The organism is Haloferax gibbonsii, from assembly GCF_001190965.1.
In the GTDB taxonomy this organism is placed as follows: domain Archaea; phylum Halobacteriota; class Halobacteria; order Halobacteriales; family Haloferacaceae; genus Haloferax; species Haloferax gibbonsii.
The window spans coordinates 2061992-2084191 of record NZ_CP011947.1; the positions used below are offsets into that span (position 1 = coordinate 2061992).

Below are 22200 nucleotides of genomic sequence, written 5' to 3' on the forward strand. Positions count from 1 at the left end.
ATGTCTACTGAGTGTGAATTTTTCCATCGTCTGGACCAAGTCGCGGCCTGTCTGCAGCACCGCACCAACAAAATCAGCACCAGCGTCGACGAGTTCACGCATACTGTCTAGGCCGACTGACCCCCACACCTCGCACCGAGTGACACCGTGCCGAATACAGGCGTCTCCCACCGAACGAGTATCCATGCACCCAAACCCCCGCATCACCACGCGAAACCCCCCAATTGCAGACCTTAGCCGACTGATAATAATGCGGTGACACTGACCACACCCACGCGGATGCGACGATTACTTGCGACAGTCGCCGTCGTGACGGCCCTCGTAGTGGCGTCGACGGCGGCACCCACAATTGGCACGGCACAGACATCTCACTCACAGTCGATCACCGAGTGTACCACCATCACCGACCCCGGTGTCTACACGCTCGGGACCGACATCACGAACGCCACCGCCAGTCCCTGTCTCGACATCGAATCGAGTGCTGTCGTCGTCGACGGGAACGGTCACACCCTGACCGGTGACGGCGACGGTGTCGCGGTCAACGCGAACCAGACCGAAAGCCGGACTGCAGACGGCCACGCGAACGTCACCGTCCGCGACCTCACCGTCGACTCCTGGGGGACCGGCCTCAACTTCGTCTTCGCGCCGAACGCGACGGCGACTGACCTCACGGTGACCGAGACAGCCATCGGCGTCCAGGTTGGCTCGCTCGACACCCGGCCGGGATACGAGACCGCTTCAGACGGAGCGATGGTCAGGAACTCGACCTTCGAGCATGTCGAGAGCGCGGTCCGCACAGCGGGGTCGAACCGAATCGAAGTCGTCGATAACGCGATCACGGCCTACGAGACGGTTGGCATCCGCCTCGATACCGTCAACGACGCCATCGTCAGCGGGAACGACGTGGTCGCGACCGCCGAGTCGGGAGACGCGATTCAGGTCCGCACCTCGGATCCCGCGGTGAACGACGGCAGTTCCGACAACGTCGTCGCATCGAACCGCATCGTCAACGGGGCGATCACCGTCGAACACGCGTCCGATGACGTCACGAACACCCACCTCGTCGACAACGAGGTCGTGAACGGCTCGATTGCGGTCGGGCTGGCCCGCGGCGTCCCGACCCAGACGCGCGTCGCGAATAACACGCTCACCCACAGCGACATCACCGTCTCGTTCGCGTCGGCCGTGACCATCGAAGACAACGTCCTCACCAACCCCGGTACGGGGCCACGCGGGAGCATCGCCCTCCGAAACGCCGGGTCGAACACCGTCCGGAACAACACGATTTCCGGGGCGGAAACCGGAGTCGTCATGAGCCAACTCGCGACGGACAACACGATCACAGCCAACACGATTACCGACACTGACGTCGGCGTGTCGCTTCGGTCGAACTCGTACAACAACACCATCGAGGGGAACACGCTTGCAGACAACGCAATCGGCGTCGAGGTCTCCTTCGTCGACTCGACTGATGACCGCGCGAACGACATTCGCGGGAACGATATCATGAACAACACGGACGGCATCTTCGTCAGGGCGCTCGACCGCAACCTCGTCGTCGAGGGCAACGACATCCAGCACAACGAACACGGCATCACCCTTCAGGCGTCGGCAGTCTGTTCGCCCACGGCCGAGGGCGCTGCATTCGTCGCCGTCCACGACAACCGCATCGCCAACAACACCGCGTACGGCGTGTTGAATCAGAACGCCGACGTGGTGAATGCGACGTCGAACTACTGGGGTGCGAGCGACGGGCCATCGAGCGCCGCGGACGTGGACGCACCGTTCGCGGACCCGGAAACGGGGACACTCGCGAACGGCAGCGGTGCAGCCGTCTCCGAAGACCCGAACAGCGCGGGCCAATCGAACGTTCACTTCGACGCGTGGCTCCAGCAGGCACCCGAGGACGTGGGTGCGGGCAACCAGTCAGCAACGTAACGAACCGTGCCCCACGGCGTCCCCGCTAACGGGTCGCCACCGCACGCCAGTTCCCGAACCCTCACGACACAGCACGGCGCCCGGCCGAGTTCGCAATGCCCGCCGAGCATGACTCAAACACCCGACGCTGGATACGCAGGACCCAGCGTCTACTCACAGGCCACTGGGGGAACGAGCACCGTCGCCGGCGCGCCGGCTGGCACGCCGAGGAACGTCGCGTAGGCGACGGCGATGTCGCGCTGGCTCGGATTCGACGCGATGTGGATGTTCCCCTGCCCGGGGTCGATGAAGGCTTCACCCGCCGAGTAGGTCCGGGTGATGCAGTCGCGCTCGTTGATGAGTTCGAGTTCGCCTTCGACGACGCTGACGATGACCGGTCCGGGGTGGGTGTGCCAGCCCGAGGTCCCCTCGGGGTCCCACGTCACCTTCGCGAAGACTGTCGTCGACGCGTCCCGTGGCAAATTGGAGACGATGGTTCCGTCTCCATCCTCGTATTTCAGCCGGAACGTCGCGGCAACCTCGTCGGGGAACGGCGCGTGCCCTGCGAGGAGGTCGACGGTAAAGCCCACGGGGCTGTCGACGTCGCGGTCTGCTTTCGATTCGCCGTTGTGATCTATCGGGTCGGCGGCAACGGGAACGCTCATGCCGAGCGCGGCGACGGTCAGGGCACTGGCTTTCAACACGGTCCGGCGCAACACACCGTCGGGCTGTTCAATCGCGCTTCGTCCAACCGGTTCGAATCTGGTCATGTCTCCTCGTGAGTACTGACGGCGTCTCAGGGCATATATGTAAGCTGAATTATATTTCTATCCAGGATCGGACTGGAATTCAGTAGCCTGAGCCAGCTGTCATGACTGTTCCCGAGAGCATCTACAGAGGGTTGTGACGGCCCCGTTGTTGTCCAGGGTTGCGACCAGTCGGTCCCCGTCGGCCTCGAGGACCATCTCCAGTTCGAACGGAGTCTCCGAAAGAACGGTCTGGCGGTGGACTAATTCCAGTTCGATCAACAGCCAGTCGTACCAGGGGTCGTAGCCATGGTCTTCGAGGAAGACGAGCATTCGCGGCTCGGTGAGCAAACAGCGGTTGCTCGGAATACTGAACCGCTGGTGACAGACGTCACAGACGATGTCGTACTGGACCTCGAAGATAGTGTCACACGACACACAGCGGTGGCCCGGTTCCACGTGGTGGTCCCGACAGACGTGGGGCGTCGCGCTCGTGGTTCCGGTACAGTCGGGACAGACGCCTTCGATTGCGGACATGATCTGGTGTTTCACCATGACGTCGAGTGCCCGGTAGAACTCCGCGGGGTCTCGACTGCGAGTCCCGACCGGCGAGAGCGATTCGGTCAAGCTCAACGTCCCGTCGAAGCCGGTGCCACCAAACGCTCCGTCGCACTCGGTACACCTAATCGCGAAGTACCCACGGGTCAGCTCCGTGTTGCACTCGAAGACGGTTCGGCCCCCACAGAGTTCGCACGGCTTGTCGTTCGGGACGGCGTCGAACACGAGTTCGTCGGTGAACGCGCCGGCGAGGATGGCGCTGACCACACGCTCGCCCTCCCGTCGGAGCACGTACCCGTCCGCGACATGGTGGACGAATCGACCGAGGAGGGGTTTGAGGTGGTAGTTGAACTGCGAGCCGTCCCGCATCCCGAGGGTCTTTCGTAACGCTGAGAACGTCATCGGGTGCTGCGGAACGTGTTCGTCGAGACGCCGGTGTTCCCAGAGCGCGAAGAGGATGGCGAGTCGCGTCTCGTGGCCGAGAACGGCAAACGCCTGCTCCGGTGTCGGTCCGTATTCCGACGCTTCGTCGGCGGTCATACTGGCATTCCACTAGGTGCCAGCGGCGGTTAACGATTGTTAACAAACATCATGAATTTGTTTCCGGACTCGCTTGGCAATTCATCGGTCGCGGACGGGAACACAGGCCGACTCGCGCGCTCGATTCTCTAGCCACCACCCGTAGTGTCACAGCGCCAATTGGTGAGCATATGGTCCAGGAAGATCCGTCAGGACCCGGATTCGGCAGTGCAGTCGGGAGAGAGACGGTCGACCAAGACGCGTCGCAGGGCCAACGAGACGCCAGTTCGTCGGGCACCGGGTCCGACACCCTCGAAGCGATGGGCTACGTCGACGGTGCCGGTGGAACGGGCGACGGTGGGTCGTCGCTTCTCACGTCGACGGTGAAATCGATGCTGTGGGTTGGGCTCGGGATTCTTGCAGTTGCTGCCCTTCTCGCGGTCATCTTCGGGTGAGGTGTGTCTCTTCCACCCACACACCGGTTTGCACGTGTTTTGCTGCGACAGACACATCTCGTCTGTCGAAACTGATGGCTCAAACGTGAGCAGCAATTCCGACGCACCCACATACTCCAGAACGACAACTCAATTTTGACTGAAGAGATATACTCGGTTCACTATCCAAATCACGTTAATACAAATATGATTAAGGCACCACAGACTCTGTCTTAACCGTGACCTTTCGTCAATCGGAACAGCGGATGGTTGTCGCTCGCATCAAGCGTCGCGGTGGAGCGTACACTGCTGACGACGGTTGAGGTTCGTTACCACGCTTGGTACGGTATCTCCGTGACCACAATCGAGACGCCGAGTCCACGACCGACTACTGACTCGAGGAACTCGCCGCATCGGTGAACTGCGAAAGCCGAACGGCTGACTGGAAAGCCCAACACCATCGTCGAAATGAAATCCGACCGGAAGCGTAACCCACCCAATATCGACGCAGACGACCGTCAGACCGGGTTTCACGGAGTGAATTCAAATCGAACACGGTGTGCGAAGAACCCCCCGTCGTGGGGTTCTGCCTTCGTGATTGATCCGTAGAGTTAGTGTTTGAACTATTATAGCTCAATTTCTAATTTCGGCACACATATTCGACCTCTCCGACATCGTTGCTGCTCTCGAGAGTGGCACCACCCAGTAACGCGACTCGAAAAGCGGGCACCGAGACTCCGTCGAGACAGTCACCACGAGCGGTAGCCTGAAATCCACGACGAATCGGAAGTTAACGCATATATCCGCCAGCCGTATACTCCCCCCAACGATGCAATTCTGTTCCGAATGCGGGTCGATAATGCACACAGAGGGTGACACGTGGGTGTGTCGCTCCTGTGCGCACGAAGAGCCGCGGGACGCGAACGCGGAAGCGGCGATGGCGATTCAAGATGGACAGCGAGACGACGGCGCACCCGCCGTGGCCGACGCGACCCACGGCTCTTCGGAGACGATGCAGGAACCGTGTCCGGCGGACGACTGCGACAGCGACCGAGCCAACTACGAGATGATGCCGAAACCGGGTGGCTCCTACGAGGTTCGGCTGTTCACCTGCGTCGAGTGCGGCCGCAAGTGGCGCGAGTCTTGAGACAGTGGTGCTGTGTATCTAACCCTCGTGACCAACTCGTCGCTCCGTTCAGCACAGCCGCACCAAACGAGCAGCGACTGAGGATTCCAACAGCGCCCAGGTAGTCAGTCCGGGGAGTATGGTCTGTCGCCGTCTCGAGCCGATAGACATCGTCTATGGAAGCAAAATGAGGGCCTGTCGCAGTCATTCCGTGTCGACGCTCCACCCGTCGTGGTCTTCGGTTCCCGCTGTTGCATCGTCACCGTCATACCCATCAAAATCCGCAAACGTTCCACTCCGTTGTTGGACAACCCGGACTCGAATACTTCCGTCTTCTTCGAGATGCCAACGGAGCTGATCCCCATCGTCGATCCCCAGTTCTTGACGAATCCGTGCTGGAATATTCGCCTGGTTCCCAGACACCGTGCTTTCAGCGTCTACTGGGTCACTCATGGCTAACCACTAGAACTACTGGTGAAAAGCCTAGTGTGTCGCCACACTACCAAAACTACGGTTTGGTCGACGCGAAACACACCCTACCGCATTGACAACCCGGCTCCCAGCCCCGTCCCGAGCGCCACGCCGATTGCAATCCCGAGCGCGAGATTGTCCAGCACCAAGCCAAGTGCGACGCCGAAGCCGGTCCCAATCGCAATCCAGGTTCCCATCGTCGCGGAGTCGATTCCATCGTCGTCCGTACTCATACGAGAGCAATCGCAACGAGATGAGATAGGCGTTCGTGGCAGCGCACCTGAGACAACCAGCTTGATCACCCGAAGGTCTCACAGCCCTCCAATTGCCACACTACGCACACTCTGTAGTGTCCCACAGCTTTACATATCTAAAACATATCATCGACCGGTGAGGTCGGGGCATCCGGCTCACAGCGAGCTCGAACGCGTACGGTGCCGCGACGAGGGAGTTGCTGAACACGAAACCACCAGACACGACTCGAATCTGATACATGGGACACAAACTCACACACGCCGCGAGTATACTCCTGCTGTGCGGCCTCATGGCAACCGCACCGATTGCAGGCGCGACGACAGTCGACCACGAAGAACAGCCCACGAGACAACCAACCCTCGAGCCGACAGAGACATTCGCAATACAGAGCGGAAACGGGACCGAAGTGAACCCGTACGTCATCACCAACGCCTCTGGGCTAGCCGCGATTCGCGACGACCTCGATGCCCACTACGTACTTGACTCGGACATCGATGCGACCGAGACGGCGACGTGGAACAACGGCTCTGGCTTCGAACCCATCGGAACGTTCGGGACGCCGTTCACGGGCACGATTGACGGGGCGAATCACACGATTGAGGGGCTGACGATTGACCGGCCGTCGACGAGTGGTGTCGCACTCGTCGGCTACGCCTCGGAGAGTTCGATAACGAACCTCCGACTGACCGACACCACCATTACTGGTGACTTCACCACTGCTGCCCTCGTTGGGTCGGCAACAGACACTGTCGTCCGCGAGATAACCGTCGACGGTACGGTGACCGGAACCGGGACCGTCGCCGGCGTGGTAGCGTCCACCGACGGCGGCACGGTCGAACACGTCGATGCGACGGTCACAGTAGAGAGCCCCGGGAGCGCAGGTGGCCTCGTTGGCGAAAACGAGGGGACCATCAGCGACGTCGTCGTGACCGGGACCATCACCGGTGGGCCGTACGCCGGTGGCATCGCGGCACAGAACCCCGGGACGATCGAACGCGCGGCGGTGAACGCGACCGTCGTCGGGACGACCGACGACACCAGCGTCGCGACCGGCGGCCTCGTCGGGTATAATTCGGGGAACATCACCGCGACGCACGCCCACGGGCGCGTGTCCGGCACGAACTACGTCGGTGGGCTCGTCGGGTCGAGTAACTACGAAAGCGGGGTTGTTGCGAACTCGTACGCGACAGCGAACGTGACCGGCGAGGAAACCGTCGGCGGACTCGTCGGCGGCCTCTACTACGGCAGTTCGGTCACGGGGTCGTACTGGAACGAACAGACGTCCGGGCAAGCGACCGCTGCGGCGGCGGGTAACGGAAGCGTCGGGCTCTCGACCGCCGAGATGACGGGCGAGGCGGCCACGGCGAACCTGACTGCGTTGGACTTCGCCGAGACGTGGCAGGTTGAGTCGGGTGCGTACCCGGACCTCGTCGGGGTGGCTGACGACGAGTATCCCGTGAGCACCGAAACTGACGAGCCGACGCCGCTGGCACTCAACGCGACGACCGAACTGGTCGACGGTGATCTCGTCCTCACAGTCACGGCGAACGACTCGCTCGACTCGCTCGAAGCCGTCCTCGCGAGCACCGAGACGGTATCCCAGGAGACGATCACGCTCGATGCGTTCTCGGCGACACAAAACGGGTCGACGTACGTCTATACGACGCGGTATATCGACACGGCCGCTGGCGAGTACACACTTGACGTATCGGCGAGTGACGACACGGGGACGCAGACGACGCTCAACCGCAGTCTCACCGTCGGCGACGAGTCGACTGCACCGACAGTCGACCCGATCGGTAACTTCGAATCGCCGCCGACCGACCCCGATGGTGACGGCGTGTACGAAGACGTCAACGGCGACGGCACCGTCACTGTCTCCGACGTCCAGGCGCTGTTCACCCATCGAGACAGCGAGGCGGTCACTGAGCAACGCGAGCGCTTCGATGTCACCGGAAACGGGGTGTTCAACATCGTCGACGTCCAGCGGTTGTTCTACACGACGACGACCTAAGCACTCGGACCGCTTGGTGAAATGGATAGTGTGTTGCCACACTACGTTACCAGCCAGCGAGGTTCGGCATGCGGTTCGATGACAGCCTCGGCTGTTGAGTGCACATCCACGTCCTACAAGTGACCCTACGTCCGTAACTGAGTATGGTGGATTTGTTCTCTCTCGGCGGATTGCTTCTCGCGTTCTTTCTCGTCATCATGAACGGCGTTTTCGTGGCTGCGGAGTTCGCGTTCGTCAAAGTTCGGCCCACGCAGGTAAACGCGCTCGTCGAACGCGGCAAACCGGGGGCAACACTCGTACAGGACGTCATCCAGAACCTGGACGACTATCTGGCGGTCAGTCAACTCGGGATCACGCTCTCCTCGCTCGGTCTCGGCTGGATTGGCGAACCGGCAGTGGCAGCGCTCATCGAACCCATCCTCGGGCGGGTGCTTCCCGCGGGGTCGGTCCATCTCGTCGCGTTCGTTCTCGGATTCGGGTTCATCACGTTCCTCCACGTGGTATTCGGCGAGCTCGCGCCGAAGACGTTCGCGATTCAAGAGGCCCCGCGTATCGCGCTCCTCGTCGCCCCGCTCATGAAGTTCTTCTACTACGTGTTCGTGCCCGGCATCATCGTCTTCAACGGGACTGCCAACTACTTCACCCGCCTCGCTGGCGTCTCACCGGCATCCGAAAGCGAGGAATCCCATACCGAAGAGGAAATTCGGATGATCCTCACGCGGTCCGAAGAGACGGGCCACATCGACGTCGACGAGGTCGAAATGATCGAGAGCGTCTTCGAACTCGGCGACACGATCGCTCGCGAGATCATGATCCCGCGTCCGGACGTCGAGACCATCCCCGCCTCGATGTCGTTTCCGGACCTCCGGTCGGTTGTCGCGACGGGGACCTACACCCGCTATCTCGTGCTCGACGAGGATGGCGACCAGCCGCTCGGGTTCGTCCACGCGAAAGACATCTTGCGAGTGAGTGAAACCGAGACAGAGTCGGATGCATCCATGACTGCGCGAGACCTTGCCCGGCCAGTCCTCACCATCCCGGAAACGCGACGGATCGACACGATTCTCGCCGACTTTCAGACGCGTGGGGAAGGCCAGATGGCCGTCGTCGTCGACGAATGGGGCGTCTTCGAGGGAATTGTGACCATCGAGGATATCCTCGAAGAGATCGTAGGCGACATCCAAGACGAGTTCGATACCGCCGCCCAGGAACTGTCTATCGAGAAGCGAGACGACGGCGCGTACGTCGTCGACGGAGGGGTCCCGATTCAGGACGTGAACGACCGACTCGACACCCGATTCGAGAGCGACGACGTCGAGACGATCGGTGGACTGGTCTTCAGTCGCCTCGGCAGGGTTCCTGTCGTTGGCGATCAGATCGATATGGACGGATACATCATTCAAGTGGAGGCTGTCGATGAAACTCGAATCGAACGACTGGTAATCCAACTGACGGAGTAGCGTGGAGTCCCCTCCCAAGGAACGACCAACCACCGATATTCATACGCCCACCACCGTACGAGTGTTGTATGAATACATACTCGATTTTGGGACCGTCGCTCGTCGCAGTCGTGATTTTGTTGTTGCTGAGTGCGTTCTTTTCCAGCAGCGAGTCAGCGATCTTTTCGCTCCCGGATGACTGGCTGCAGACCGCTCCCGAAGACAGGACAAAAGACAGCCGCACCCTCCAACAGCTCCGTGAGAACCCACATCGACTGCTCGTCACGCTGCTGGTCGGCAACAACCTCGTCAACATCGCCATCACCAGCATCGTCACGCTGCTGGTTGCACGGTTCATTCCTCCGGGTTTCACCGTCGTAATCGCGACACTCTCGGTGAGTGTGCTCATCCTCGTTTTCGGGGAAATTGTGCCGAAATCCTACGGCCTCGGCCACGCCGAGTCGTGGAGTCTCCGTGTCGCCCGCCCAATCTCGTACGTCGAACGTGCACTGGGGCCGCTCGTTGCGGTGTTCGATATCATCACGCGATGGCTGACGACACTCATCGGGGGCGACCAACAGATCGAGAAACCATATCTCGATGAGTAAGTTGGCGTACAGCCCGCAAAGAAACAAGCGGATACTACCGGTGACTATCGGTGCGAGAGGGGGTCATCAGGTACCAGAACCATTCCAGTTAGATATCCCCGAGTAATATTGAAGTGCTGTGCAGTATAAGTAATTGACATGACCGCCCCCGAGGACGACTCGGAAAAAAACTACAGACCTAGCGACAATTCGGCCTCGATTATGGCATATGCACTCCAGGCCACAGATACCGTCATCTGGGACTGGAACATTCCTGCGGATGATGTCTCTCTCTATCCTCCTTCGCAGAGTGTGTTCGATGACATCACCGATCTTGATGATTTCTTGGGCCACGTTCACCCTGCAGACAAACAACGCGTCGTTCACACATTGGAGGTCGCAGTTGAACAGACAGGGCAGTACATGACTGAGTTCCGTCTTGTCGGTGAAACAGAAACAGAAACACAGCAATGGGTCGCTGCACAAGGAGAAGTGGACTACGATGACGTGAACGATCCAGTACGCCTGATTGGTGTTGGGCGAGACGTGACTAGTATAAAACAAACAAACGAGCAGCTCAGACGAGCCACAGAGCATCTTGCTGAGACAGAACTCGTATCCGACATCGGAGGGTGGGAACTGACACCCGAAACGAACGACTTGTGGTGGACACAGGGAACGAAACAAATCCACGATGTCTCGCCGGAATACGACCCGACAGTCGAGGGGGCCTTCGAGTTCATCCATCCAGAGGACAGACAAACAATCGAGAAAACAGTCCAACAGTGCCTGACGACCGGAGAGCCATATAGTGCTGAAATCCGGTTGATTACTGCCGAAGGACGCGAACGATGGGTCTACTGCAAGGGCGATCGGATAGAACGCGGTGACACTGCCGTTCTCAGGGGCATAATCCAGGACATCACCGACCGAAAAATTCGCGACCAACGGTTGATGGTGTTGAGCAGAGTTCTCAGGCACAATATCAGAAACTCACTCGGCGTCGTCATTGGGAATGCAGAGTTGCTTCAAGATGAACTCGAAGCGCTCGCGCCGCTTGAGACATCCCTCGCTGAAACGGCCTCGTTTTCGCTCGATGATAGCCGTCGCATGCTTTCGAAGGTGACTACGAACGCGACGCAGTTGGTCGAACTGGCTGAAGATGCCCGACAACTGAGTCGTGTGTTAGAGCGTGGGCCGGTGCGGTACCACGTAGACGTCCCGGCAGTTATGGATCGACTCGTCCCGAAGCTTGCCGACCAGTACCCCAATGCGAGTATTCACGTCGAAACCCAAGCGGTTGGTGTAAAAGGGAATGACGAGTCCCTCGAGATGGCGCTCACCGAGCTCATAGAGAACGCGATTATCCATAGTCACCAAGCGTCACCGACGGTCGAGGTTCGCACATCAAAAGTCGATAACGGACGAGTCAGTATTCAAGTCGCAGACACAGGACCAGGAATCCCCGAGATGGAACAAGAGGTTCTCGAGACAGGGACTGAAGAACCCCTCCTGCATGGTCACGGAATCGGGTTGTGGATAGTCAATTGGTTGATGACCCAGTTAGGGGGAAGCGTCTCAATCGAGGACAGAGACCCTCGAGGAACTGTTGTGGAACTCACGTTGCCTGCCGCAACACGTGTGGAGTCGAGTGGGTGAGCACACGCTTGAGAATGAGAACGGAGGGATTCCCACCATTCACCCCACCGAAGAGGGAATCAATGGCTCACGGCTGCAACGACGTCGTCGATAGTGAACAGTTGCACATCATCACGCTCTGCGGCGACTTCCAGCACCGACTGCGTGAACCCACTCCGGGAAAACAGCGCATAGGATTCTGTACGAGAGCCACCGTCATCCGGTGTCCAGCGGAGCTCTGCCGTATGTTGCTGGAGGTTTGAGAAGGCGTCGTATCCGAGTGGTGACTGTTGGAACTTACACTCACCGACGATCAACGTTCCATCGGTCGCGAATCCGACAACATCGATTTCGTGTTCGCCGTACCACCACTGACCGGTTTTCGTAATCGTCTGGTCTGAATACAGCTCCCGGAGGGCACGACAGCACAGTGCCTCAAACGAACTCGAAGCGAAGTCCGGGAATGCTGGTTCGATAAGCGTCTCGAATGCATCTTCACCAAGCGCATCATACTGTCCATCCGAGCCATAGACGAAGTGGAACCAGAACCGGAAGAACGGGTCGCGGATACGGTACCGGCTGCGCTTACTGCGGGTTTTCTGTTCGGTGATTGGGACGTGCTGGTCAATGAGACGAAGTCGCGACAAGCGATTCAGATACTTCGAGAGTTGATTATACGCAATTCCAGTCGTTCCCGCAATCTCGTTTCGGCTCGTGTTTCCTCCAGCAATCGCTTCGAGAATTGAGAAATATCGCGTCGGTTCTGTGAGTTCCATCCGGAGCACGTAGTCTGGTTCGTTGTGGAGTGTTCCATGCCGAGAGAGGATCGTTCGATGAATATTCGCACCGAGTGGTGCGTCTGGTGCCACCTCTTCGAGGTAGTACGGAACCCCCCCGAACACACTCCACGTCAACACACGTTCTGTTGGCGAGTACGTCTCGTCGAAAAACTCCATTGCCGCATCGAACGGTAGTTGTCTGATATCGAGTTTGAGTGACGACCGCCCATACAGCGGGCTGTTTCCGAGGAGTGCGGCTTCTTCCATCATGCTGATCGACGACCCGACGAGTACGAACGTCGATTCGGCGTCATCGAGTTCGTGGTCGAAAAGCGCTTGTAAGACTGAAGGAAGGCTTTCGTCTTGCTCGACAAGGTACGGAAACTCATCAAGAACAACAATCGCGTCCTGGTCGGCAAGATAGCCGAGAACAGACTCCCAATCTTCGCGAATTCGCGAGAGTCCGGGGTAGGTGTCTGCGGCGACGTCGATGAACTGCTCGAGCTGTAGTGCACGCGTTTTTTGCTTTGCCTGGTAGACGATGGCGTCGTCGTACTCCGCGAGCGACTGTTTGACGAGTGCTGTTTTCCCGAGTCGCCGTCGTCCAAACACGATTGCGAGTTCCGCGCGTTCGGACTCGTAGAGTGAATGTAACCGCGTGAGTTCCTCGGTCCGGTTCACGAACGTGTCCATGTCGATCTCTCGACGCCCAATCGAATAGTACTATCGATAATCGTACTCTATAGTATGATACTTCAAAGTATGATACTCTAAAGTATTATCTGGGGCCGTACCCTCACCACGAGCGGACTGTGACAGCGTGGACACCACACTAACAGAAGGCCCGCCCCAAGCCAAACCATGGACCGGACGGACTTCTTCCTCGGCTTGATCGCCGTGCTGTTGGCTGCACAGGTATACGAGACCGGAGATGGTCACACACCGATATTCATCGTGCTCCCCGTGATGGCGATTTTGTATCTGGGACCGGTGTACCTCGTTGGGGCAGTTCTCATCGAGAACGTCGTCGACAGCTGATCGACAGACAACGCACAACGGCGGCGAAGACGCGAGATGCCACGGAAACGGCGCACAAAACTCAGCAACTGTGTGTCGTCGAAAACACCATCGACACGCTGACACAGTTTTGAGTCTGTACAGACACAGTCTGTACATGAGCACGAAGCGAGTCGACTTCCGGCTGCCAGATGCCTTGGTGGCACGCACGGACGTCGCGGCCGAAGTGACGCACACGAACCGAACGGAGATTCTCATCGAAGCGCTCCGGCAGTATCTCGAACAAAAAGCGTCTGACGAGCAGTTTCGTGAGGCCGTCGTTGAACGTTATCTGGATGGTCAGATTCAGTTTGAGAAGCTTGCCGAAATCATCGGGCGACAGGATGCCGAAGCCGTCCGTGCCTCGAAGGAAGTCCTCGACCGTGGTGACGCACTCACAGACAAACTCGATGAGCATTGACATCCTCCGTACCCAGAAGGGTGGGGCTTTCTCCTTGACTATTCGAAACTGATGCATACTGAACAAGAGGTGCGCGAGCAACGAGGGGTCCCATGAATCACAGCCGAAGCCCACGACCTACCCCTGTGCAGCCGCCGACTCGTTGACCACCGTCTGCTGGACGAGTTGCTTTACGCCTCTGCGAAACCGTTCGGAGGCGGAACTGTCTGAGATGTCAAGCTGGTCTCCCAAGTCGGCCAGCGAACACGTCCGAGGAATCTCCAGATACCCACACTCGGATGCGACAACCAACAGCTCTCGTTGGGCGTCCGTCAGCGACACGCTGAGTCCGTCCTGGTCGGTCTCCTCGTAGAGTCGCTTGACGGAGACGGTGATATCGTGGTCAGCACAGAACTGCATGATGTGTTTGAACGCGTCTCGACTCGGAAAGCGGGCGTGACACCGCCACCCGCTGTTCGTCCCGACCGCTCGCTGGAGGACGCCCCCGACCGAGATGAACTCGGGCATGAGATTCGTCTCGTCTCCGGCCGAGGTGAAGTCCACCCGGTAGAACCGACGGTCGCCCGTGTCGTCCAAGACGGTTGGATTCGTGACTGAGCGGTCGTCAGCCAGCGCCGCCTCGACCGCCGCGAAGTCGTCGCTCCGCACCGAAAAAAGCATCTGCGTCCGATCGTCTGGCCCCCGGTACGTCTCTTCCCACTCGACTTCGATGTCGGGAATCTCCCGTAACGGCGTGAGCAAAATCGGATGGTCGATCGTGAATTCTGCTATGAGCATTGGTAGCATCCCTCACTAGATAGATGAACGAGACCAGCGCCTATAAACACCCGGGAGGCTCAGGCAGGAGACTAATTGTCCGGTCGCGAGAACTGCCGGTAGATGTCCACTTTCGACGTGCCGTCGTCGCAGCAGGATCCTGATCGAATCGGAGAGCTTTGCGACGTCATCGCAAAACAGCGTCGTCGTCACGTCCTGTACTTTCTCCGTGACGCGGACGAAGCGACTGTGAGTGTGGAACGACTCGTCCAGCATCTCGTCGGGCGAGAACGAGAGCGAGCGGACGACGACGATAACGCACGAGTCGAACAGCGTCTGTACCACGTTTCGCTGCCGAAACTCGTCAACGCGGGCGTTATCGAACACGACCGACGGAGTGGCTGTGTCCGGTACCGTCCCACTCGTCTACTCGAACAACTACTGGAGCAGGTTTCGGAGATCGAAGCGGGAGACTAACGAGGTTCAGCGACCGGCACCGTCGACCCCGCCAATTTTGTATACTAATTGAGATGAACTCGTATGAGAGTCGCGAGCCACACTATCGCGGGTCGGCACGTTGCGGAACTCAATCCTGTTCTCACTGTAGGTTGGCATGTAGCAGCAGTTGTGGATCATATTGGAATCATTTAATCAATAGACTAACTGGCCGAGTCCTCACACTGCGACGAACACGTGTCTGTTACTTCAGAGTGACATACGGGGTGGTTGTCAAAATAACTAGACATATTTAACTGGTAAAAATATAAATCACTTCCTGACCTTCTGCCTTTCGTAACTTTTCGCCGCCACATAGGTACTCAACAAGGGTTTGGGGTTCTGTGTTCGGTTTGGAGCAAGGTTATAAAATTCAAAACATGTCAAACCAGAATAATTGTCGAGTAGACGAAACTGACAAGACAGGCGTCGAACACACTGCCCCCGGACTTTCGCGGCGCTCCGCGCTTCGTAGCCTCGCGGGCGCGGGGCTACTGGGTTTGGCCGGGGTCTCGGCGGTGTCCGGGTCAGCGAGTGCATCTTCGTCCTCGTTCCTCCACAGCGGTTCGTGCTCGAGAATCACCGGCGTCGGAGTGGGCCGCAACGGATCGTTCACGCCCGTTGACGCGCCCGCGATGGTCTCTCCATATCACGAGAATGGTAACCCCCCGTGGAGCAGTGCCTTCAGTGCTGACGCCCAGCACGTGTGGTACTGCCCATCCGGGACGTGTGATATTTCTCAACCCGCAGACGAACGAATCCGCCTCGAGCAGACGTTCAACCTCGATACGGTGCCGAGTACAGCGACGCTCTCCGTCGCCGCGGACAACGCGGCTGAGGTCTATCTAAACGGCACTTTCGTACGTACTATCGGATACTACCCACCGATGGTCGGGCAGGACGTCGTTCCCTTCCTACAGACCGGCGAGAACACTCTCGAGATCCGCGCTTGGAACGACCCAATGTACGGTGACACGCCTGCGGCAATCATCTTCGAGATGAAGGCACCTCTCTCACCACAGAGCTGTGAACCAACCACTGTCGATGTCAACATCGATGTCAAGCCCGACAGTGACGACAATGCCATCAACCCGAACTCGAAAGGAGTCACCCCCGTCGTGGTCTACTCGACTGACGATTTCGACGCGACGACGCTTGACGTCTCTTCGCTCGCCTTTGGCCCTGGCGGTGCGAGCGCGGCACACGGCGGCCACGTTGATGACGTCGATGGAGACGGCCTGATGGATCTCGTGCTCCACTTCCCGACTCAAGACGCTGGCTTTGCCGACGGCGACACTGAGGCCAACTTGGTCGGGCAGACTAACGATGGCACGGACGTTCTCGGGACCGACGCCATCAAAACTGTCGGCGGCAAAGGTAAGGACAGAGGCCGCGCTCGCTAAGGACGCGTACCGTTGACGTTCCGGGAAGCGACATTTTTTCTCCGTATTGCTGGTCGTCATCGTGCCGATGGGTGCTCTCGCACGGTCCGTCTCGTACCAGAACGGTCAAGTAATCGTCATAGTGGCTGTGCTCACTGCGCTGGCTCTCGGATACCTCGTGACGTACAAACTGGACGTGTGGTGACGCCCACCACCCCACCCGAGAACGCCGCTACCTCACTCGTTGGACTGCCGACGGAGTTCGTTGATCAACGTCGGGAGGACGATACCCACACCGAACAGCGCGACGAGTTCCACAAGAGCGTTTGTGTGCTTGGAGGATGTCAACCCTGTTCTTCGAGGACAATGGCGCGCGCATCGGCGACGAGTCCCCGTGTCTCAGCCATCGCGCTCGCATCCAGCGCCACCGCTGCCCCCACCCCGTCGTCCACGACGAAATTCATCTCGATGACGTTCTCAAAGGCTTTGACCATGCACGTGAGATTGCCGTGGTTATCGGTGTAAATGTCTCCATAGACCGGGGCCATCAACGACTCCATCACAGAGTCGTCAACGGCCTCCTCAAGCTTCTCGGGGGGGTGGCGAGCGGCCACATCCTCGCGCAGATATACCACCTCGGTTTCAGCGTGGTCGTACTTGATGATGCTTCGCAGGTTTTCGTCCGCCCGCTCGATAAAGAACTCCTCAAGTTGTGTTGCCACTCTCATAGACATATGTTGACTACTCTCTGTATTGGCAAATAATTGACTTTTTTGAGGATGTGGGTGACGCTCGCCCGTGGCTGAAATCTAGTCGTTATCATGCCGGTGGGTGCTCTCGCACGGTCCGTCTCGTACCAGAGTCCAGAGCGGACAATTGACATCCTCCCCGCGCTGAAGCGCGAGGATTCCCCACCGCAGTTGGGATATTGTGGTTTACGACGTGACCTGTTCTTGAGGTGCGAACGCACCAGTGTCCTTGTCAAACAACAACGTCGAAGGCTGTGCCAACCAGCCGTTACTCCTATCCTCGGAAGGACTCGGAGATACTTTCTGTCGAATGTTCTCAGCACCGTTTACATCCGCGTTCGCCACCACACCGCAGTCATCACACACGTACAACCCACGCTCAACACGGTTCGATTTACGCTTCCGACCACAGCACGAACACGACTTCGACGTATCTCGCTCAGACACTCGTTCGACCGTGATGCCTTCCATCTTGGCCTTGTATTCAACGAGGTCGATGAAGCGGTCAAACGCCCATGAGTGCAGGTCGAGGTTGCCGTGCTTACCCCAGTTCTTCGACTCACCGTTCCCCTCATCTTCTCGGATGCCAGAAAGGTCGCCCACCACAATCGTTCCAGCTTCCTCGTCCACACATCGCTGGACGATGTGTTTGGAGAGAGTGTGGAAGTAGTGGGTGCGGCGAGCCGACTTCTTCTGATTCAACCGTGTCGCTTGGTCGGAGTCTGAATCGTCACACCGAGCGAGTCGTTTGCTGAAGTAGTAGTCGTCCTGCTTTAAGCAGTTCAGTGGATACAGTTCGCTGTGGCCGTCTTCGTAGGCGAGTGCGGCGAAGTTGTTGATGCCGAGGTCAACACCCACGGTCTTCTCACCGGGGGCTTCAGCAACCTCTATTTCGACCTTGCACACGAAGTGTAGCTCCCACTCGTCACCTGTCCAGACGGCCCGAACTTGTTGAACGCTCTCGACGGTGGAGAGGTCAACGTCAGGTCTTGTCTTGTATTCACAGAGGATGAAGTCCGACCAATACTCTTTGAGATTCGAGCCTTTGGAGAGTCGGACTCGGTTGTACTGGGTGTCGAGTTTGAAGCCAGCGGCTTTGAACGTGACCGTGCTTCGCGGGTGTTCGTCGCCGTGTTTGCGGTACTTCGGTGGGTTCGCTTTCGTGTCTCCGTTGCGTCGTTTGCCGTACCAGCCGGTGAACGCTTCAGCGAGTTCTTGAAGGACTCGCTGACTTGACTGAGAATGCAGGTCATCGTATCGTTCGTACGACTTGAGGTACGAGGTGAGTTCGTTGTGACCGGGAATGTGGCCTATCTCCGACCACACGCGGTCGCAGACCCACCGTCCGACGTTCCAGAGCTTCGAGGCTGCGAACCCGAGCGAATCGAGGTCGTCAGACACCTGTTGCTGGTTCCTGATGGAAGCAGTGTAGGTGCGGGTGACGACCTGTTTCGCCATACGTAACCTATGTCGAGAATATTACTTGAAGGTATGGATTACGCAGCGTGGAATATCCATCCGAGTGTTTGAACGGTGGTCTGTGGAGGATTATGCCGGATTCATCCCCGCCCTAAAGGGCGGGGCTTTCTCCTTGACTCTCCGTAATCGTTCTCTTGGCTGTGGACCGCGCTGGCTCTCGGATACCTCGTGACGTACGAACTAGACGTGTGGTGACGTCCACCACTCCACCCGAGAACGTCGACACCCCACGCTTCGGACTGCCGACGGAGTCCGCATCGACACTAGAGAGCGCGTGATGTTCTTCGACAACGACAGACACAGAGTCGAGTGAACGACGGTACCGATTGCCACAGTTAGTATCGAAGTATCGAACTATCGGTGTCCTCCCGGAACACCGTTCTCACAGCGATTTCGGGCCGTTTCACGGCCGTGAAACGGCGGTTCGCGGGGTCGAAAAATCCGTCTCGATTTAATAATCCCCGTCGACAACGGTGGAACCGTGTCCACGCTCCCGTCATGGATCGATGAACGAATCGATCGGAACCTCGACAACACGCTCACACAAGAGCACGTCGTTGAGACGATGATCGAGTCCGATCGACCGTTCTTCTCCCTCCGGCAACTGCACGCGCGAATCAAACCCGAAGTGAGCAGGGCGACAGTTCGAAATCGGTTACAGGAGTTACAGGCAATCGACGTCGTGGCCACAGAGACGTATCCCGACTCGATCACCCTGTACTACATTAACCATCCAGAGTCGGACTGGCCTCTCTCGCCCGAGGGAAAACGCGCGCTGAACGCAGATACCCCGCTCGACCGACTCTCCACGCGAGGATTCCTCACGCTATCGGACACGGCAGGAATCCGCACGCTCGTACTCGCCGGGCTTCAGTTGAGTTTGGTGCTGTTCGCTCTCGGCGGTGTTCTCACGATCGTCGGCGCTGATGTACGCAGCACGCAGAGCGATATCGTGTTGTGGGACACCGCAGTTGATCTGCTCGTGACCAGCCTGGCGTTGCTCGTCGTCGAGCGACTCGTTCGCTGGGTTCGCGACCGCTACGGCCCGCTGAACCTCCTCTCATCGACATAGCACCACCCAACAGCACCTCATCACCCACCACAACCCTCCACAGCCCAATGACATCGACATCCACGCCCGCCGCACCCGGTCCCGAACTGCTCAACGAACGATCGATCGGCGGCATTCTCGTCCACCTGCTGTCGATCCCAACCGGCGTCGTCGGCGCCGGACTGGTGTCTCTTGTCGCGACCAACGAGTTCACGAAACGAAACGCCCGCAACGCTCTCGACTGGCATTTCACCGTGCTGGCACTGACAGTGCTGACGTTCGGTTCCGTATTCGTCTACGCCGAACTCACCGAACAGGGCATCACCAACGTCGTTACGCTTTCCGCACCCATCGCCGCTGGGGTCGGTCTCGTCATCTCGGCGTTGCTCCTCGTCTGGATGATCGTCACGACCTGTACGTTCTTGTTCGGATTCATCGCAACCGGCAAGGCAGTATTCGGGGACGCGTGGCGGTATCCGCTGACGCCGGCGCTCGTCGAACGGTTCGGCTCACAGGTCGAAGTCCCCGGCGGATGGCCAGGTGTTATCGTCGGCTACGTGGTCATCGCGCCGCTCGTCATCGGAACTGTATTTCTCGGACCACACGAGGGAACGGCCGTTCTCGCAACTGTGTTCGGCATGTTCGGCCTTATCATGGTACTCGTTCCGCTGACCGGCGTTGCGATGTATCTTCACGTGAAACGCACGAGCGCCGCGGGTACGAACTGGAAGCCGCATCTCGTCGCATACATTGGAGCGCCCGTTCTCGTCGCTGTCCTCGCATACGCTCTCTCGGGGACGTTCACCGACTCAATCAACCCTGGGGGCGACGCGATGTATGTCTTCCTCGCAGCGTTCTGGGTTGCCTCACTGACGTACGTGTTGCGGTGGAGAACGACGTTGCGCTGATAGAGAATGCGAACAGTTCGCGCAACTCAGCCCTGAATTTCGAGTGCTGGCACCAACGACATCCGAAAACTGAGTTACCACGATGGCGAAGGCGGAACGGTGAATGGCCTCGGGGTCAAGCCCCGAGGCACTCGGCCTGCTCCGCCTGTTGAGAAGACACGGAACAATGTCTTCGGGAATCGGGCCGCAAATGCGAGTCGCGACTCGCGTGCCACGCCAAGCGGTACTCACGGAACCACCCCACCCCACGACTTCATCTGTTCTTGCGAGGTCCACAGGCCGCCTTGACGACTGACTGAAGCCGGTGGCAAGTCGGGCCGCGGTGCGAACACGAGGGCGGAGACAAAGAGGTCGTTTCGTGTGTTTCGAATCGCAGCGTCCTGAGTACACACGCTTACGCGGTGGTTTCGAAACACACGGACTCCGATTCATGTATAAGTGGCCCCGTCGCGTGAAACTGCATTCGAGATGTGAGTCACCCCACGACTTCATCTGTTATTTGGAGATACAGAACGTACTCCCTCCCCCCACGACTTCATCTGTTCTGAGTTTCAAGCTCTAACACGCCTGGAATCGACGCCTCAGTCTCGACAGGACGGGACGGCTCTGTTGAAAGCCCCTGGGCCTGACAGAATGTGCGTGCTGCAGACAGTAGGTGAGTCCAGCAAGCGAGATTGAGTTGATTGAGTGGGCATTTAGACAGATTCGGGGAAATTACTTGTACCTACCCACACAATATGAGCGTATGTCCGAAGCAACGCTGGACGGTCGTGGACGCCTGACGCTCCCGAAAGAGATTCGAGAGCGGTATGGCGAACACTACCACATCGTCCAGCTTCACGACGGTATCAAGTTGATTCCAATCGAGGATGACCCGCTCGATGCCCTCCGATCTGAGTTCGCAGACGTCGAGAAGTCGGCGGACGAACTCCGGCAGGAAGCACGGAACGCAGCATTAGACGAGGCTGGACGCTGAATGTACGCGGAGACAGACTTCCTTTTAGCACTCATCAAGGACGAAGACTGGCTTGGTGACGCCGCAGAGGAAGTATACCGCGACCACCAGGACGAACTGTGGACGTCTCAGTTCACACTCATCGAACTCCTCATGGTTGCGTATCGTGAACAACGAGATACAGAGCGAGTCGTCACAAATGCCGCTGCTCTGTTGGAAGTCCGTGGTGACGTGGACACCGTTGTCACAGCTGCGACCTACGTCGAAGACCACGGGTTCACACCGTTCGACGCGCTTCACCTCGTCGAATCAGATGGTGATACCATCGTTTCGAGCGATGAGACGTACGAATCGTTTGCTCCACGGCTCGACCTGAAGACAGTCCAAGACGAGTGAGACGATGGCTGACGAAGCGACGACAGCCACGGGCTGGATCTCGTACGTTAGCGCTCGCTCGAACGCATG

Annotated in this window: 23 protein-coding genes and 1 pseudogene; 16 read left to right on the top strand and 8 right to left on the bottom strand. The window is 58.4% G+C overall.

The genetic code is table 11. The features are described 5' to 3' along the window. Window positions 1-309 precede the first annotated feature (309 nt). The gene (locus ABY42_RS10530; RefSeq protein ID WP_197092900.1) at window positions 310-1938 is read left to right on the top strand and encodes a right-handed parallel beta-helix repeat-containing protein; all 1629 of its coding nucleotides are present in this window, start codon (window positions 310-312) and stop codon (window positions 1936-1938) included. Window positions 1939-2087: 149 nt separating this feature from the next. Here ABY42_RS10530 and ABY42_RS10535 read toward each other — a convergent pair whose 3' ends face one another. Both ABY42_RS10535 and ABY42_RS10540 read right to left on the bottom strand, forming a co-directional pair. Beyond that, the gene (locus ABY42_RS10535) at window positions 2088-2621 is read right to left on the bottom strand and encodes a cupin domain-containing protein (protein ID WP_231608268.1); all 534 of its coding nucleotides are present in this window, start codon (window positions 2619-2621) and stop codon (window positions 2088-2090) included. Between the two features lie 165 nt (window positions 2622-2786). After that, a complete protein-coding gene (locus tag ABY42_RS10540) occupies window positions 2787-3761 on the bottom strand; it encodes a DUF7351 domain-containing protein (RefSeq protein ID WP_050459427.1) in 975 nt (324 codons plus the stop codon). Between the two features lie 170 nt (window positions 3762-3931). Here ABY42_RS10540 and ABY42_RS10545 point away from each other — a divergent pair, with 170 nt between their 5' ends. The 3 genes and pseudogenes from ABY42_RS10545 (at window position 3932) to ABY42_RS10550 (ending at window position 5321) form a co-directional block, all read left to right on the top strand. Continuing rightward, window positions 3932-4195: a hypothetical protein gene (locus ABY42_RS10545; RefSeq protein ID WP_050459429.1), complete on the top strand. Its 264-nt coding sequence runs from the start codon at window positions 3932-3934 to the stop codon at window positions 4193-4195. 212 nt (window positions 4196-4407) lie between these two features. Next, a pseudogene (locus ABY42_RS20110) lies at window positions 4408-4497 on the top strand (type II toxin-antitoxin system RelE family toxin); the annotation flags it as partial. A 506-nt stretch (window positions 4498-5003) separates the two neighbouring features. Further along, the gene (locus ABY42_RS10550; RefSeq protein WP_050459430.1) at window positions 5004-5321 is read left to right on the top strand and encodes an RPA12/RPB9/RPC11 RNA polymerase family protein; all 318 of its coding nucleotides are present in this window, start codon (window positions 5004-5006) and stop codon (window positions 5319-5321) included. Window positions 5322-5504: 183 nt separating this feature from the next. On the opposite strand, the gene ABY42_RS19030 is transcribed toward ABY42_RS10550, so the two are convergent. Together ABY42_RS19030 and ABY42_RS19840 are read right to left on the bottom strand one after the other, a co-directional pair. Beyond that, window positions 5505-5753 carry an AbrB/MazE/SpoVT family DNA-binding domain-containing protein gene (locus tag ABY42_RS19030; protein WP_082220666.1) on the bottom strand — a complete coding sequence of 83 codons (249 nt, stop codon included), beginning with the start codon at window positions 5751-5753 and terminating at the stop codon, window positions 5505-5507. Window positions 5754-5836: 83 nt separating this feature from the next. Beyond that, on the bottom strand, window positions 5837-6004 hold the full coding sequence (locus tag ABY42_RS19840) for a hypothetical protein (protein WP_197092901.1): 168 nt from the start codon (window positions 6002-6004) through the stop codon (window positions 5837-5839). 428 nt (window positions 6005-6432) lie between these two features. On the opposite strand from ABY42_RS19840, the gene ABY42_RS10560 reads away from it, so the two are divergent. The 4 genes from ABY42_RS10560 to ABY42_RS10575 all read left to right on the top strand — a co-directional run bounded on the left by ABY42_RS10560 (window position 6433) and on the right by ABY42_RS10575 (window position 11725). Beyond that, on the top strand, window positions 6433-8040 hold the full coding sequence (locus ABY42_RS10560) for a GLUG motif-containing protein (protein ID WP_231608269.1): 1608 nt from the start codon (window positions 6433-6435) through the stop codon (window positions 8038-8040). Between the two features lie 143 nt (window positions 8041-8183). Then, window positions 8184-9500 (top strand): hemolysin family protein, encoded by a 1317-nt coding sequence (locus tag ABY42_RS10565; protein WP_050459435.1) that lies wholly within the window; start codon window positions 8184-8186, stop codon window positions 9498-9500. A 68-nt stretch (window positions 9501-9568) separates the two neighbouring features. Beyond that, window positions 9569-10087, top strand: coding sequence for a DUF21 domain-containing protein (locus tag ABY42_RS10570; RefSeq protein ID WP_050459436.1), 519 nt, complete (start codon window positions 9569-9571; stop codon window positions 10085-10087). Window positions 10088-10225: 138 nt separating this feature from the next. Beyond that, complete coding sequence (locus ABY42_RS10575) at window positions 10226-11725, top strand: PAS domain-containing sensor histidine kinase (RefSeq protein WP_050459438.1); 1500 nt, start codon at window positions 10226-10228, stop codon at window positions 11723-11725. A 59-nt stretch (window positions 11726-11784) separates the two neighbouring features. On the opposite strand, the gene ABY42_RS10580 is transcribed toward ABY42_RS10575, so the two are convergent. Further along, window positions 11785-13176, bottom strand: a complete 1392-nt coding sequence (locus tag ABY42_RS10580; protein WP_050459441.1) for an ATP-binding protein — start codon at window positions 13174-13176, stop codon at window positions 11785-11787. A 168-nt stretch (window positions 13177-13344) separates the two neighbouring features. Between ABY42_RS10580 and ABY42_RS19845 the strand changes: the two genes are divergently transcribed. Both ABY42_RS19845 and ABY42_RS10585 read left to right on the top strand, forming a co-directional pair. Beyond that, complete coding sequence (locus ABY42_RS19845) at window positions 13345-13521, top strand: hypothetical protein (protein ID WP_193492567.1); 177 nt, start codon at window positions 13345-13347, stop codon at window positions 13519-13521. A gap of 136 nt (window positions 13522-13657) precedes the next feature. Beyond that, a complete protein-coding gene (locus ABY42_RS10585) occupies window positions 13658-13960 on the top strand; it encodes a ribbon-helix-helix protein, CopG family (protein ID WP_050459442.1) in 303 nt (100 codons plus the stop codon). A 117-nt stretch (window positions 13961-14077) separates the two neighbouring features. Here ABY42_RS10585 and ABY42_RS10590 read toward each other — a convergent pair whose 3' ends face one another. Continuing rightward, window positions 14078-14737, bottom strand: a complete 660-nt coding sequence (locus ABY42_RS10590) for a helix-turn-helix domain-containing protein (RefSeq protein ID WP_197092902.1) — start codon at window positions 14735-14737, stop codon at window positions 14078-14080. 102 nt (window positions 14738-14839) lie between these two features. Between ABY42_RS10590 and ABY42_RS19385 the strand changes: the two genes are divergently transcribed. Next, window positions 14840-15193 (top strand): DUF7344 domain-containing protein, encoded by a 354-nt coding sequence (locus ABY42_RS19385; RefSeq protein ID WP_156224372.1) that lies wholly within the window; start codon window positions 14840-14842, stop codon window positions 15191-15193. Window positions 15194-15804: 611 nt separating this feature from the next. Next, window positions 15805-16614: a hypothetical protein gene (locus ABY42_RS19390; protein ID WP_156224374.1), complete on the top strand. Its 810-nt coding sequence runs from the start codon at window positions 15805-15807 to the stop codon at window positions 16612-16614. A gap of 323 nt (window positions 16615-16937) precedes the next feature. Here the strand turns inward: ABY42_RS19390 and ABY42_RS10605 are convergent, their stop codons facing one another. Together ABY42_RS10605 and ABY42_RS10610 are read right to left on the bottom strand one after the other, a co-directional pair. Continuing rightward, on the bottom strand, window positions 16938-17321 hold the full coding sequence (locus ABY42_RS10605) for a hypothetical protein (protein ID WP_231608270.1): 384 nt from the start codon (window positions 17319-17321) through the stop codon (window positions 16938-16940). Between the two features lie 207 nt (window positions 17322-17528). Beyond that, window positions 17529-18800: an RNA-guided endonuclease InsQ/TnpB family protein gene (locus tag ABY42_RS10610; protein WP_050459450.1), complete on the bottom strand. Its 1272-nt coding sequence runs from the start codon at window positions 18798-18800 to the stop codon at window positions 17529-17531. Between the two features lie 502 nt (window positions 18801-19302). Here ABY42_RS10610 and ABY42_RS10615 point away from each other — a divergent pair. The 4 genes from ABY42_RS10615 to ABY42_RS10630 all read left to right on the top strand — a co-directional run bounded on the left by ABY42_RS10615 (window position 19303) and on the right by ABY42_RS10630 (window position 22131). Continuing rightward, on the top strand, window positions 19303-19893 hold the full coding sequence (locus ABY42_RS10615) for a helix-turn-helix domain-containing protein (RefSeq protein WP_004975782.1): 591 nt from the start codon (window positions 19303-19305) through the stop codon (window positions 19891-19893). 47 nt (window positions 19894-19940) lie between these two features. Next, window positions 19941-20780, top strand: coding sequence for a DUF4870 domain-containing protein (locus tag ABY42_RS10620; RefSeq protein WP_050459452.1), 840 nt, complete (start codon window positions 19941-19943; stop codon window positions 20778-20780). A 745-nt stretch (window positions 20781-21525) separates the two neighbouring features. After that, a complete protein-coding gene (locus ABY42_RS10625; RefSeq protein ID WP_050459453.1) occupies window positions 21526-21756 on the top strand; it encodes an AbrB/MazE/SpoVT family DNA-binding domain-containing protein in 231 nt (76 codons plus the stop codon). Next, window positions 21757-22131: a type II toxin-antitoxin system VapC family toxin gene (locus ABY42_RS10630; protein ID WP_050459454.1), complete on the top strand. Its 375-nt coding sequence runs from the start codon at window positions 21757-21759 to the stop codon at window positions 22129-22131. It begins immediately after the preceding gene. Window positions 22132-22200 lie beyond the last annotated feature (69 nt).